At 50.6% G+C, this 14,349-nt stretch carries 13 protein-coding genes and 4 pseudogenes; 14 read left to right on the top strand and 3 right to left on the bottom strand.

Features of this window, described 5'->3' with window-relative positions:
* Positions 1-447: 447 nt before the first annotated feature.
* A pseudogene (locus ACU8YC_RS24090) lies at positions 448-672 on the top strand (ISL3 family transposase); the annotation flags it as partial.
* 145 nt (positions 673-817) lie between these two features.
* On the opposite strand, the gene ACU8YC_RS24085 reads toward ACU8YC_RS24090, so the two are convergent.
* Positions 818-1,975, bottom strand: coding sequence for an IS110 family transposase (locus ACU8YC_RS24085; RefSeq protein WP_446895840.1), 1,158 nt, complete (start codon positions 1,973-1,975; stop codon positions 818-820).
* A gap of 408 nt (positions 1,976-2,383) precedes the next feature.
* Complete coding sequence (locus ACU8YC_RS24080) at positions 2,384-3,331, bottom strand: hypothetical protein (protein WP_446895839.1); 948 nt, start codon at positions 3,329-3,331, stop codon at positions 2,384-2,386.
* 180 nt (positions 3,332-3,511) lie between these two features.
* Here ACU8YC_RS24080 and ACU8YC_RS24075 point away from each other — a divergent pair, with 180 nt between their 5' ends.
* From ACU8YC_RS24075 to ACU8YC_RS24055, 5 genes and pseudogenes are all read left to right on the top strand, one after another.
* A complete protein-coding gene (locus tag ACU8YC_RS24075; RefSeq protein ID WP_446895838.1) occupies positions 3,512-3,769 on the top strand; it encodes a helix-turn-helix transcriptional regulator in 258 nt (85 codons plus the stop codon).
* A 170-nt stretch (positions 3,770-3,939) separates the two neighbouring features.
* Positions 3,940-5,586 carry a YfjI family protein gene (locus ACU8YC_RS24070; protein WP_446895837.1) on the top strand — a complete coding sequence of 549 codons (1,647 nt, stop codon included), beginning with the start codon at positions 3,940-3,942 and terminating at the stop codon, positions 5,584-5,586.
* Between the two features lie 631 nt (positions 5,587-6,217).
* Positions 6,218-7,369, top strand: a complete 1,152-nt coding sequence (locus ACU8YC_RS24065) for a hypothetical protein (RefSeq protein WP_446895836.1) — start codon at positions 6,218-6,220, stop codon at positions 7,367-7,369.
* 117 nt (positions 7,370-7,486) lie between these two features.
* A pseudogene (locus ACU8YC_RS24060) lies at positions 7,487-7,836 on the top strand (IS21 family transposase); the annotation flags it as partial.
* A 43-nt stretch (positions 7,837-7,879) separates the two neighbouring features.
* Positions 7,880-8,518, top strand: a complete 639-nt coding sequence (locus ACU8YC_RS24055) for a DUF2913 family protein (protein WP_446895835.1) — start codon at positions 7,880-7,882, stop codon at positions 8,516-8,518.
* Positions 8,519-9,012: 494 nt separating this feature from the next.
* Here the strand turns inward: ACU8YC_RS24055 and ACU8YC_RS24050 are convergent.
* Positions 9,013-9,177: pseudogene (locus ACU8YC_RS24050) on the bottom strand (ISL3 family transposase); the annotation flags it as partial.
* A 235-nt stretch (positions 9,178-9,412) separates the two neighbouring features.
* On the opposite strand from ACU8YC_RS24050, the gene ACU8YC_RS24045 reads away from it, so the two are divergent.
* From ACU8YC_RS24045 to radC, 8 genes and pseudogenes are all read left to right on the top strand, one after another.
* Positions 9,413-10,303 (top strand): YfjP family GTPase, encoded by an 891-nt coding sequence (locus tag ACU8YC_RS24045; protein ID WP_446895834.1) that lies wholly within the window; start codon positions 9,413-9,415, stop codon positions 10,301-10,303.
* Between the two features lie 201 nt (positions 10,304-10,504).
* Positions 10,505-11,191, top strand: a complete 687-nt coding sequence (locus tag ACU8YC_RS24040) for a helix-turn-helix transcriptional regulator (protein ID WP_446895833.1) — start codon at positions 10,505-10,507, stop codon at positions 11,189-11,191.
* Between the two features lie 33 nt (positions 11,192-11,224).
* On the top strand, positions 11,225-11,731 hold the full coding sequence (locus ACU8YC_RS24035; RefSeq protein ID WP_446895832.1) for a hypothetical protein: 507 nt from the start codon (positions 11,225-11,227) through the stop codon (positions 11,729-11,731).
* Positions 11,732-11,759: 28 nt separating this feature from the next.
* The gene (locus ACU8YC_RS24030) at positions 11,760-12,053 is read left to right on the top strand and encodes a hypothetical protein (RefSeq protein ID WP_446895831.1); all 294 of its coding nucleotides are present in this window, start codon (positions 11,760-11,762) and stop codon (positions 12,051-12,053) included.
* A 19-nt stretch (positions 12,054-12,072) separates the two neighbouring features.
* On the top strand, positions 12,073-12,384 hold the full coding sequence (locus tag ACU8YC_RS24025) for a hypothetical protein (protein WP_446895830.1): 312 nt from the start codon (positions 12,073-12,075) through the stop codon (positions 12,382-12,384).
* Between the two features lie 108 nt (positions 12,385-12,492).
* Positions 12,493-13,307, top strand: a pseudogene (locus tag ACU8YC_RS24020) (DUF932 domain-containing protein).
* A gap of 112 nt (positions 13,308-13,419) precedes the next feature.
* Positions 13,420-13,881, top strand: a complete 462-nt coding sequence (locus ACU8YC_RS24015) for an antirestriction protein (RefSeq protein WP_446895829.1) — start codon at positions 13,420-13,422, stop codon at positions 13,879-13,881.
* A gap of 11 nt (positions 13,882-13,892) precedes the next feature.
* On the top strand, positions 13,893-14,349 hold a 457-nt coding region (gene radC, locus ACU8YC_RS24010; protein WP_446895828.1), incomplete at its 3' end, for a RadC family protein.

The following is a 14,349-nucleotide window of genomic DNA, read 5'->3' as shown; positions in this document are numbered from 1 at the left end:
ACAAGATCTTGTTTTTAAATTAACAGGCGAATAAAACGGAGATTAATGATGGTTTAATATGAAAATATTAGCAGAACACCCAATTTATAACATTATTGTAATTCATTGCAAATTCATATTGTTAGACCACCCATTTTTCGGTATGTGAAAATGTCGAAAATGTCGTAAAAGCAAATAATTACATTGTGTTACAGCAAGCCCTCCGCCACCGAAGGCAAAAAATCTCCCCCCGGCCTTACAAAATGAAAGCTCTGAAATAACGAATTTAATGAAATGAAAGAATTATAAATTTTTTGATAAATATCAAAAAACAGTGAATATGGATAAAAAAACATAATTAACGAACAAAACAGAACATGTTGAGAACGGGGCTGGTCTCCGGTCTGAGTCCCCCTGATGCAGCAAACGGTGACCGGACACACAATGTTGCTTCACTGAAACAGCGACATCTGGCTGATATTTGCCGTTCGCCACTGCTACTGCCGAAATCTATCCTGTTCACGCAAAATCTTTGCCGGATCTTCAGAGCCTTTTGCTGGTCCACGACAACAGACTCCGCAGTCGCTACAAAAATTACAGCACCAACCTGGGTTGATTTACGGTGGAGAGGCAGGACGACGGGCTGCAACGGCAGCAGATTTGCGGACCAGCGCGGATCCCCTGCTTCGGCGCCAGGCGACCGGGATGAAAGCCGGTGCAACTGCCATATGGGAAGCCATCAGCAGTCGCCGGAGTAATGGTGTTGTCGAGGTTGTCAGCGCCAGTGATATAAGACGGTAAAAATGGGGGGGTGCCCCTATTAAGTTGTCAAGCATATTTATGACGCCGTAGGGGTATAAAAAGTCCCGTCGCGCATCATGGCGAACAGGACATCACAGCGCCGCCTTGCCAGGGCGATAAGCGCCTGGTTGTGTCGCTTTCCCTGGCTCATTTTGCGTGTGTAGTAAGCCCTGGATATCGGGTCTCTGAGCGCAGCGAAGGCTGACAGGAACAGCGCCCGTTTAAGGGTTTTATTACCCCGTCTCGAGGGATGCTCCCCGCGTATGGATGAGCCGGAGCGTCGGGTTACCGGCGCCAGACCTGCATAGGCTGCAAGATGTGCGGCAGAGGCGAAGGCGCGACAAGCAACCTCTGTGAGGAGTCTGGCCGCGGTCCTGACGCCGACTCCGGGCATGCTGGTCAGGACCGGATAAAGAGGGTGAGTAAGGACCCGCTGTTCTACTTCCATGGCCACCTCGTCTCTCTGCTTACGCAGCGTGATGAGCTGGAGTGCCAGGCGTGGCAGAACAACAACAGCGGCATTTGTGCCGGGAACGACGACGGTTTGCTCTGCCAGTGCCTGGGTGATGTCTGCAGCAAGGCGTTTTCCCAGACGGGGCGCGAGCTTGCATAGCTGGTTTGCCAGTCTTTTCTCACCCAGGGAAGCAAGTTTTTCGGGCGAGGGATATCGCTGGAGAAGATCGAGCACGGCCGGATGATCCAGCCGTGGGCCGAGAACACGTTCCAGTGCCGGATGTATCTGGGTCAACAGGCCGCGGATACGGTTGCTGACCTGCGTTGCTTGTGCGGCAAGATCATCATCGAAGCCACAAAGTATGGAGAGTTCGGCGATGTGCTCGTCAGCCAGCTTCAGCGTGCGTAGCGCGTGAGGCAGGGTACGGGCAGCTTCGGCAATGATGGCTGCGTCACGAGCATCAGTTTTGGCTTCACCGGCGTGTAAGTCGGCGATGCGGCGCATTGCCAGCCCGGGGAGGTATCCGACAAAGACGCCTTCTGAGCGGGCAACGGCGACGGGTAATGCACCGATGGTAGCAGGCTGGTCAACAACCAGCAGTATCTGACCATGTTGTTTCAGGTCAGATATCAGCGACCTGAGTTTGTTTTCGTCGTTGGGTAATGCCTTATCGAACAGTCGCTTACCTGAACGATTAACGGCAACAGCGTGATGTGTATCTTTACCGACATCAACGCCGATAAAGACCTAGACGGATTCGTAATCGCTGGATTCGGTCATTCTGTCTCCCTGTTTATACGGGTTAACCAGATAACCACGGGGAGCAGGTACCGGCATCCACGTTACAGACGGTCCCGGCGAAAGTGCCTGACCTGACCCCTATTAGCGGTTACCAGCGCCCCACCAGACCCGGTGACATCACCCCCCGGATCATGGACGACTGGGGGCAGTAATCATGCCGGGTCTGGCTGGCTAACACCCCATTATAAGGGGTACGAATAAAGTAACGGGGGTGGACGATTTCCTGGACTCTCAGGAAAAAACATATGCTTCCGTCCAGCGGCACCTGTTGCGTGTCTGTGTTTAAGGTATTACGAAGGACGGAGCGATAGTGCTGGTTCAGACAATTCTGAGTCAGGTGACTTTTTATCAGTGCGGCATGTCTTTTTTTATTGCAGCATTCTTGCACGAAGCCAGCACATTGTTGAAAAGCGCTTTGAATTCTCCCTCCCTCGCCCAGCCTTTTATCATTCTTGCAGAATCGGTAGATTTCATCAGACTGTTGTCTGCAATAAAAATATCCAGTCGTCGCCCCAGTTCATCGTGGAGTGCCGTAGCCGTTTTGACCTGGACCGATATCCGGTCTGATAAAATCTCTTCAAGGATCCTGATGACCTCCCGTTTATGCTGCCCGAAATTCTTTTCTGCTTTAGCATGGCCGGCATTTTTCGTGTCTTTATATTTTTTTAACGCCGATTCAAGCTCCTTCACATTACGGCTCCATCCCCGGAACTCTCCGAGGTGCGCAAAGGCCTCACCTATTGCATTGTAATATTCCTGCTCACGACCTGGTTCACTCAGATAGTTATAGGCCAGAGTGAATAAATAACAGGCTGATTCAAATTTATCGGCTCCGTTGGATTCAAGCATACCTTCCACGGTATCAAGACCTTTCGTCAGTCCCCTGACATGCGGAGAAGCCAGATCGTTTGCTGTCAACTTGCTATGGTTGTTAATTTTTGTCAGGAGACCAGCCCCTTCCTGTAGATCATCTTCATCACTTAAATCCTCCAGTAAATAACGCATAAAAGCAGAGAAGTTATGCTGAGAAACGACAACAAAACCTTGTAGAGGCGTTGCAGGATACAGTTCTTTGTTCAGTTCCACGCGTCGAGTGATGTAACTCCGCCATTCCGGATATGAATCACTCAGATAGCGAAGCAGGCGCTGTTCTGTAGGCGTGAAATCAATCCAGTGCATCCGGATAAATTCACCGGAAACAGGCTCTGTAACCTGATTAAAAAGCTCCATATAGTGGGCTGCAGGCGTTTTATCCGATTTATTTACTGACCCGGTATTCTTTTTTTTCTTTGACATGTTTTTTACCTTTCTTTAATTGGACGATGATTTTCAACTATAAATTAAAAAAAGTGTTGAGTGTTGTGCTTTTTTTCCGAAAATTTTTTTTTGCACGCGTGTTTTAACCTTCATTCCCACTCCTTAAAGTCTGTGCACTCCAGAGAGCTATCCAGTTATCAACTGCCGAGGAAAGAAGTGATGAAAATTCATACAGAAATGCAGAGAATCGATGCAATGACCTGCCAGGAGGGTATCACTCCTGTATTTGAAGCAGATGACCCTCTTATCGATATGAAGTTTATGACAGCGCATTCCGGTCTGTCTGATAAGTGGTTTTATAAACTAATCAAGGAAAAAAAGTTTACAGCGCCCATTAAATTAGGCCGTTCATCAAGATGGCGCAGGAGTGATTATTTCAGCTGGCTTGGGGCGCGTGCCGGAAAAAATTCATCATGACCTGAACGCGATGATTTCATCCACAACTATGAACTATCTTCGCGCGCTCAGCCGCTGATTTTTTAGCTTTACATGTATTTAAAGTTATTCGCACTCAGTTTGTGAGGGATCACTGCGTCGGTCGTATATGGGCTGGCGTATATCCTCTTTATGTTAAGGAAACCACGAAAATGCATTATCCTGAACCTCATCATTCTCAGATTAACCGTTTATCCGGTTTACCATCTCCACGGAAACGAAAGGCTTTCCCGGTAGAAAGTCTTCCACAGCTTATCAGAAATGCGACTGAGACCCTTCGTCTCTACACGCAAATCCCTGTAGAACTGATTGTCAGTGTTATTCTCACGCAGCTCTCACTTGTATGTCAGTATATTACCGCCGTCAGACTCCCGCACAGTGGCGTTGCAAAACCGGTGTCGCTTTATTTGTTGACCATAGCTGAGTCTGGCGAGGGGAAATCATTTATTCTGAAGTTATTAATGAAGCCGGTACTGGAATGTTTCTTCGGTATGAATGAGGAATATCAGTTACAACTCAAAGAGTACAAAGCGAAGCATCGTATCTGGAAAAGTTGTCAGCAGGCGCTGGAAGCTGCATTAAGACAGGCAATAAAGCGCGGTTATGACGGAGAAAATGAAACACTGGCTCTGGAAGAGCATAACAAAAAGGAACCACAAAAACCGGTAAAACCGAAATTTATCTATGAGGATGTGTCTCACAAAGCATTGATCCAGGGATTAAGCCAGCTGCCTGAAGCGGGGATCATTACGGATGAAGGCATTTCGTTCTTCAAAGGAATGCTTAAAAATTATCTGGCATTGCTGAATAAAGGCTGGGATGGCGGAACCTATGATTTCCAGCGTGCTGACGGGGAGAGTTATGAACTGGAACTCTGCTTAATGATTTCACTGATGGTACAGCCGGAGGTTTTTCGTAAATATCTTAATACGCATGGTGAAACAGCGAAGTACAGCGGCTTCCTTGCGCGTTTTATTATAACCATGGTGGAAAGCAATATTGGATATCGTGACCGGCAGGTTGATATTTCAGATCTGGAGTACGCTCTTGGCCCCTTTTTCGTCCACCTTAATGAGTTGCTGAAGTTATTTGAGAAACGTTTTAAAGAAAAAGATATTCCCAGAGAAGTCATCGAACTGTCTGAGAAAGCGAAAAAATTACTTCAGAAAAAGCGAAAAGAACTGGAGAAAAAAATCATTCCCGGAGGGGAAATGGCGCATATCAGCGATTTCATTTCAAAATACCCTCAAAATGCTGTCAGGCTGGCAGCTATATTCACGAACATGGAGATTTTACCTGTCAGAACTGAATTCCGTGATTTGTTCGAGTATAATATTATCAATGAGACACGTATGCAATGCGCATTAGATATCATGGACTGGTATACTGAACAGGCCAGTACGTTATTTTATCCAATGTCTGAACGCTGTCGTTTTGAGAGAGATGTCCTTGAACTCCATTCATGGATTGCAAATGCGCTCATAAAAAAAATGGATCAGTTCAATGAACCTGTGCGTTTAAGTGAAGTCATGCAACGCGGGCCATGTCGTTTAAGAAAACGTGAAGCACTGGAGCCGGTACTGAATCAACTTATCCATCAGAGAAGTATATTCCTGGTTCGAGATGTAAGAGGCGGCCCGGTTTACATTTTGCCTAATAACAATATCATGGAAGTCATACCCCGTCAGCTTGGTTATTTATTTCCTTACGGGTATACCATTAACTCAGCCGGTCTGAATCTGCCTGTACATGCTGATGTTTTACTCCCTGACAGAGTGATGCCACACTATCCGATATAGTAAAACTGTCAGTGTTTAATTACCTGACAGGCTTTAAGCATAATGCCACTGTGAGTCTGGATAAAAATCGACCAGCTCACTTAGCGAGCAATCATGGTCTGTTGACATCGGGTCTTTGTCGCAAAATTGCGAAAATTAGCAATTTTGCGACACTTCCCGAAGTAACGACATGAAAAACGCGCATTTTTTGACCTTCTGCCAGTCACTGTTTACAGTGTCCGTACACATTAAACATTAATTAATTGTGAAGTAATTTTTCTTGTTAATCAGTAAACGACAGAAGAAATATGAATGTAGCCAATACACTGAGTAAGGACAGGATATATAATTCAGAAAACATCCGAAGTAAGCAATCAACATGCAAGGTGTCCTCTGTATCATTTAAGACATTTAACACTATCATATTACAGATAAGTGTATCTGTAGATTACTTATTAACTATCAATATCAACTATAATTTGACAACGTTATGGCCAAGTGCAAGAGAAATAATTGTAATGAAACAATTTTTCGATTTACGCCTGCGGGTAGTCTTCGTCTTTGTGAGAGACATTATCAGATCCGTTACCGGAACAGGCAGAATAAAATATTAAGGCAGAATAGCATTTGTCATTACTGTGGTGTTTCACTGATGAAAAGCAGGAACACTAAATATTGCAGTGCTTATCATCGTCAGCTTGCCACCCGTAAATTACCGAATGATTTGCTGACACATTCTTTCTGGTATCGAACGGAGTGTCTTATTAAGCGCAGTCCACTCTGCCTGGCATCCATTACGGGACCCGGAGATATTGTTGATCTCGTTAAATTGCATCAGCTTAAAGCGAAACATCAGCGCAGTTATTTTTTGACTGTTAATCATGGAAGTAAACCCGTATCGTTTTTTCCCCTTGAGCTTTCTCATCATTACCCGGTCAGTAAAGGTGGTGCAAATACAGCACGTAATATTCTTATTGCACCTGGACTGATTAACAGGATCATCGGGAGCCGTATTCCTGAACAACATCGTGGATTTTCTGGCGTCAGATTTACAGGTGAAACCGTGGTCTTTAACGGCAGCCTTTATGAAGGTCTGATTACGCTTTTTGGATCACAGGAGGTGAATGAGCTACTGGGAAGTATTAAACTGAAGCGATTTTATGGTCAGACTCCCCGTCCACTGAATTTTGGCGGTATCGAATATACCTTACCACTTTTTAGTCTTTTTAACGCAGAGATATATCGCCTCGGATATGGTGAGTGGTTTCAGTTTTTTATGTCGTTAAAGCGCACCTGGGGACAGCTAATACCATTTATGCTGGAACTGGTTGCGGCTCTCAGTTTTTATGCCGTATTAAGCGGTGACAGGGACCGTTTTCTTTTTCGTCTGAGGCGATTCAGTGACTGGTTCCTGTCGGAATCAACGGATATACGTCACCCGTTTCGTAAACATGGCATTGAAGGGTTTGAGTACATTCTTTCCTTAATGATAAGAAAATATATGAAACTTTTTTTTGAGGTGAACAGTAACCGTCCTGCTGCTGTTATTGACTTTTATAACCGTTTCTTTTCCGTTAACGTTATTTCTCCCGGAGGGGTGGGGGAAGTGATTTGTCATGCCTGGCGTGAGGGGAAACAATACTCATCCTGTACGTCCTTTTTCCCGGTACCTCCGGATGTTGTCCGGAGACGATATCTGGAGAGGATGGGCGATAACCGAAAAAGTGGTGAGGGCGGTAAGCATTTCTTACGTGAATATACTCATTCACCTGTAACCTATTTTGGGGCTGTTTTCGAGGAATGACTGGTGATCATTGCAATGTGCTTATATGAGACGGCAATAAGTCAGTCAGCCTGGTGCTGATTATTCTGACCGGTTTTGTAATCTGAGTTTCATGTACAGGATCCAACAGAAAATGGTGTGACGTTCAATACGTCTCAGGTCAGTGACTACATGACTCAGCGTAAAAAGATGTAACCCAGCATATATCGGCTATGAAAGCCGGTATCTCTTTCCGCTCCGCCCACAGGTTCGAAAAAGGTCAGTGGTCAAAAGCCGGTGTACGTCACTGGCGGACGTGCAAAGCTCCTCTTGAAGCAGTATGGGACAGCATGCTTGTTCCCCTGCTGAAGGAGAGGCCCACTCTGATGCCGACGACTCTGCTGGAAATGCTGCCGGATAAAGATACCGGTCAGTACCCCAACAGTATCCGCAGAACAATGCAACGGCGGGTCCGCGAATGGAATCTGTTGTATGGTGCCGGACAGGAATCCTGATCTTCCCCGATACCTGCAGCGCAGATACAATTCCTGAATGAAAAAAACTCACAATACTTTACCCCCGGAACAAACCGTCACAGCACTTGCACATTTTGCCTGGTGCGTACTCGTCGCCTTACGTATCGCACAGCAGGATGGCCTCGCATTGTCCCCACTCAGCACGCATGCATTTTTGTTGCGCTGGCTGGCTGTGGCTTATAAGCAAAAAAGGTTCCCGCGTGCAATAGCATCCGATATTGAGGGATTGCTGACTCTGGGACGCAAACAGGGCCCTGCGGCCGGCTTACTTCATCGTCTGGAATATTTGTGGTCTTCGTGCTCAGGGCCGGTATCTGCTCAGTCGGATTTGTACCGGTTGACGTACGTTATCGAACAGCTTAAATCGCAGGGCTGGGTCAGTGCAGTGGTGAGTGACGGGGAGTGGAGCAGCGGGACTCTGGCTGATGAATACAGAAATGCCAATGCACTGGTGGTGAGGAAGTCGGCACTGACCCGGGGATTTACGGATGAGGGCAGACTGGTCGCCCCGGTGGAATTTATGGTGACCGGTAACCAGTCAGCCTGTATGGCTGTTTTTCAGACCCACGGACCTGGTGGCGTTTCGTCGCAGCCGGGCCAGATTCTCCTGCAGCCCCCAGGAACCGTCACAACAAAAATATCTGCAGTATCATAAGTGATAAAGCGCGTATGGAAACGCAGGAGCCATTCCTCGCTTTATCAGCGTACTGTCGATGAATTAACCGTCAACGGTTTCTTCTTTTAGTTCCGGAGGGTGAGAAATATGCGCAGCAATCCCATCGAGACACACAACGGCAACACCCAGCAGGCACCCAATACGCCCCGGAAACGTCTGTAGATGGCATTTTGCAGGCAGAAAGGGATTAGGCTGGTGTATGGGTTGTAATTGCCACGCAACAAGCTGAAGCGGCACTTGCTGGTTGCAGCTTCGGCTGTATTTTTCGGCTATCTTCCGGGAGGTGTGAAGCACGCACGCGGGCGTTTTCAGTTGCATACACGAGGATGAACGGGAAATGAGGCACCACCAGTTTACGCTGCTTTCCGCTCTGATCGTGCATGTTTTTTCGCGTGGAACGTCGGTCAGCTTACAAGGACAAATGTCAACAACGGGTAAAAAAAGTAGGTCTTCCGCAATCTGTGTGGTGATTTTCATGCCAGAGGACTCATCACCCCTGGCCTTAGTCGTTCGGACCCGGCCCGACCATACATCTGGCGTTTCAGCATCTTCAGCCGGTTTACATGCCCCTCGACAACACTATTTCCCCAGCGACTGCTGATGGCTTGACATCCCCGCATGGCAACTGCAAAGCGTCTTAAGTGAAGACATAACGTTATCCATAACTTAAAACAGCTTAGATCTTTGTTAACTAAAAAATTTCATTGATTTTCTTCCACCCTGGCTGCGGAAGACCCAGTTTTGCACCATTGGTAACAATAAACTGGCTATCGTTCACCATGCGAACAGGATCCCAGAATATCTCATGTCTATATTACTCCTGTGAATCGCCGGGGAAAGGCTTCCCGGTATCTATATTCACAGGAGCCCCCCATGTCCGACACCCCCGAATTTAAGCAGGAAATGTGCGATGTCCTGCGCACCTGCCTCAGCCCCTTACCGCCACAGGACGCCGAACGCCTGCTCGCCCGCCTGCAGCAGACCCTGCATTATGAACCCGTGATTGGCATCATGGGCGTCACCGGGGCCGGCAAAAGCAGTCTGTGCAACGCCCTGTTTCAGCAACCGGTCTGTCTGACGGGTGACCTGACTGCCTGTACCCGCATGCCACAACGCCTGACTCTGCGTGTCGGGACACACCGGATGACCCTCGTCGACCTGCCCGGTGTCGGTGAAACCCCGGAGCGTGATGAAGAGTACCAGCGGCTGTACCGCAGCCTGCTGACGGAACTTGACCTGATTATCTGGGTATTAAGGACTGATGACCGGGCCCGGGGAGCAGATATTGCCACACACCGTCGTCTGCTGGCCGAAGGCGCTGAGCCTTCGCGATTCCTGTTTGTCCTCTCCCGCGCTGACCTGGTTCCACCACAGCCTGCCGGTCTGGAGGGGGGGCTCTCGCAGGCTCAGCAGATGTCCCTTGCCGTCCTCAGTGCACAGGCTGCCGGTCTGTTCCCCTCGTCCTTTCCGGTTATGGCGGTTTCTGCACATACCGGTCATAACCTGCCTGCCTTTGTGGCGCTGATGCTTCACGCCCTGCCATCCCGGGCAGCCGCTACTCTGTACCATCAGGTCAGACCGGAAAACCGGACCGGAGAAGGGCGGGCAACAGCGCGGAATGCGGTGGGCAATATGGCTGGTCAGACATTTGATGCCGTATTTAATCCGGACAGATATTCACCGGGATGGGCACGCCTGCTCAGACGGTTACGGCGAAAACTGGTTCGCCTGGTCATGCGCGTGTGGGAAAGGCTGGCTGGCTGACGGGCAGTGCAGGGGACAGGTGGTGTCATCCGGGGCCCTGAAATTGACTTCGCCATTGCGGATCCTTATTTTTCAACGGGTTAGCGGTGAAAAAACAGAATCATTCTTCCCCTGATTTTCTGCTCGCGGACATAACGTGTCCGGCCCGTCCTGCATAATACCCCCATTAACTTTCCGTTCATTCTTCAACGCGGAGGAGATATGTCCGCCAGGGATGCTGTGCACAACCATGACCGTCTGGCCATCAGACTGTCGGCCATTATCAGCCGGCTTTCAGAGGGGGAAACGCTTTCCCTTAAGGCCCTTGCACTGGAGTTTGGTGTTTCTGTCCGCACACTGCGCCGGGATTTTAATCAGCGCCTGTTACACCTCGATATTCAGGCAGAAAACGGGCACTACCGGCTGAGTGAGAAACAGCGGCGCGATTATTCCCCGGGCGCACTGTCATTTATCCGCAGCACCGGACTGGCCTCTCTTTTTCCCTCCCGGAGCCGCCAGCTGATGCAATTACTGCTGGATGACTCCGGGACATCCCCCTGCCTTATCTGGCACGCAGGCTTTCCACGGCAGGCTCAGCCGGAATGCTTCGTGCGCCTTGCCGGTGCCATTCACTACCACCGGGTGGTCAGTCTGCATTCAGACGGGCATCTCCATGACGCTCTGGAGCCCTGTCGCCTTATTTATCAGTCCGGAGGATGGTACCTGGTCGCCTGTCAGCACCGGTCCGTCCGGGTATTCAGGCTGGAAGATATCACGGCAGTCTCCCTGTCGGAGCGGTATTTCCGGCGGCGAAGCGAAATAGATGCCCTGGCCAGCAATGAGGACTTTATCCGCGCGCTGCCTCATTTTCATTTTATCAGCAATGTCATACACACCTTCCGGGAGTGACTCCCGGTTATTTCTCACACAAGGAGTTTTCTGATGAAACCTGTTCACCGTTCACTACTGTTGATTCTCGCCGCAAGCTTCACTCCCCTGTCATCCGCTCACGCACAGACTCCGGATGCGCTGCGGAAAGCGCATGAGCTGCGCTGTGCTAAACCCGTGTTTTATGCACAGACCGCTAACCATAAAAAAGAAGTGGAAATCTGCCTTATCTCACCGTCGGTATCCTATGCATTCGGCAAGACCGGTGAGGAGCACAAGGAAATGGAACTTGCTGTACCCGCCAGCAAAACCTCGTATGCCAGCCAGAATAACCAGGTTATCAGTCTCCAGGAGTTCACCGTCAGAAATGGCAACACCACCTATCTCGTGTCTGCCGGGACGAATGATGACGGGAACGCGTTCGCCTCGCTGGATGTTTATCAGGGAACACCACAAGCCGGAAAACATCTGGCAGAGATAAAACTGGACCCCGATACCATGGTGAACAACATCAGCCACGCCCTGGCAGATGAAGGCATTCCCGCCGCCGACAGCCTGTGATGAGACGGCATACCTGCAAGGAGAAAACATGCTGAACAAATCGTTACCCCTGCCAGTGAGTCCGCGGGGAGTGCTGCTTCCGGGATTACTGGTCATTTTGTTGCTGAGCGGCTGCGGGGACAGAGAGGAGCGGGACTTTATCCGGGGATGTAAATCTGGCGGGTATTCCACCGCACTGTGCGGCTGTATCTGGGACGAGCTGCAAAAAATCTACGTCAATGGTGAACTGCAGCAGACCAGCCAGGACGGACGCCTGCCGCCGGGCTTTATAAACAATATGCAGAAAGCCGGCCTGCAGTGCAGCAAAAAATTTAACCGTTAATGTATCAGGGAGTCTGTCTGTGGCACTCGTAATAAAATATTTTGTGATTGCACTGAGCATCGCGCTCTTTGTCGTTTTATTTAATGTTTTCGGCCGCTCCGGTTTTATCCGGGATTTCTGGCAGGGGGTGGGTTATCTGTTCTGGATGACGCTGGGTCCCGGGACCGGAATGACTGTCGGAGCGGTTCTGCGCCAGTGGCTGATGCCGGACGCGGTCATCACCGGCGGCGGGATGGGTGAACTGCTCAAAGCCCGTATTTTCTGGCTGGTTGGCCCCCAGTGTATCGGCTGGTTTGCCGGGATGCTGCTTGTGGGACGACATCTGACCTGAGTCCCATCCGTACCGAATCACTCACACTGACATTATCTGAAGCCATGCTCCCTGTCGGGACATGGCTTTTTTCATTTATGCCGTTTACTTCAGGAAAGGAGCCTTTCTATGCGTTTAGCCAGCCGCTTTGGCCGAATCAATCAGATACGCCGCGACCGTCCATTAACCTATGACGAACTGATGCAGGTCGTCCCCGGTGTCTTCGGGGAAGAGAAACACGCGTCCCGTTCTGAGCGGTACAGTTACATCCCCACCATTACCCTGCTGCAAAATCTGCAGCGCGAAGGCTTTGAGCCGTTCTTTGCCTGCCAGTCCCGCGTGCGTGACCCGGGGCGCCGGGAGCACACAAAGCATATGTTACGCCTGCGACGCGCCGGGCAGCTTACCGGCCAGCAGGTCCCGGAAATCATTCCGCTCAACTCCCACGACGGGTCATCAGGTTATCAGATGCTGCCGGGACTCTTCAGAAGCGTGTGTACCAACTCGCTCGTCTGCGGACAGTCGTCTGGCGAAATCCGCGTCCCGCACCGGGGTGATGTCGTGGAGAAAGTCATTGAGGGGGCGTACGAGGTACTCGGTGTTTTTGACCGGATTGAAGAACAGCGGGACGCCATGCAGGCGCTGCAGCTCCCGCCCCCGGCGCAACAGGCGCTGGCGAAAGCCGCCCTGACGTAACGCTTCGGGGAAGAGCATCAGCCGGTCACTGAGGCGCAGGTGCTGGCCCCACGCCGGTGGCAGGACGACAAACACGACCTGTGGACCGTCTTTAACCGGCTGCAGGAGAACCTCAAAAAAGGTGGCCTGCCCGGCCGGACGGTACAAAACGCAGCCACACCCGGGCCGTCAACGGTATCGACGGGGACCTCAAACTGAATCGCGCATTATGGGTGATGGCGGAAGAGCTGCAGCAGGCCCTGGGCTGAGCGTCACGTTCCTGCGAATGCCCGCCAGGCATCGGTCTGGCCGGTCCCCCTGCAGAGCCAGCCCTGCCGCCACTTCTTCTCAAGAATCCACCTGAAAAATAAAGGAAATAACATGAACAACACGCTTAACCTGACCTGCACTGTGACTGAAAATACCAGCCCCCTCACCGCCACGTTGCTGCCCGATACGCAGCGTCTTCACTTCTGGCCGCAGCACTTCGGTGGTATTCCGCAGTGGATACTGCTCGAACCCCGCATCTTCGCCCGGATGGACCGGCTGTGTGAGGACTACTGCGGCGGTGTCTGGCAGTTCTACACGCTGAGCAACGGCGGCGCGTTTATGGCCCCGGAGCCGGAAGACGGTAATGAGGATAAATGGACGCTGTTTAATGACATGAACGGCAACGGCGCGGACATGAGTGCGGAAGCCGCCGGGATTACCGCCTGCCTGCTGGAGTACAGCCACCATGCCTGTCGCACTGAATGCGATGCCATGACCGCGCATTATTACCGCCTGCGGAATTATGCGCTGAGTCACCCGGAGTGCCGCGCCATCATGCACATCATCGACTGAGGGAAGACACTATGGAACAACAACTACCGCTGTTTGCCCGGTCACTCCCTTCAGCAGAGCAGCATACCATCCGGGAAGCCTTAGCCCTGCTGGAGCGCCAGTTACGCGAGCCCGGCGCGTCATTTACTTCCGTGCATGCCGTCCGCGACTGGCTGCGTCTGCAGCTGGCCTCACAGGAGCGCGAAGAATTTGTAGTGCTCTTTCTTGATAACCAGCATCGCCTGATAGCCCACGAAACGCTCTTCACCGGCACCCTCAGCCACACGGAGGTCCATCCCCGTGAAGTGGTGAAATCCGCCCTGAAACATAACTGCGCTGCGGTTATTGTCGCCCATAGCCATCCGTCAGGCCTGGCGGAGCCCAGCCAGGCTGACCGTCGCCTCACGGAACGTCTTAAACAGGCGCTGGACCTGGTGGATATTCGTCTGCTGGACCACCTGGTGGTCGGTGGGATGAGCATCGTCTCTC

The organism is Citrobacter sp. VF227 (assembly GCF_052950715.1).
Note: the sequence above shows the minus strand (reverse complement) of the source record. Positions and strands in the feature narration are given on the sequence as shown.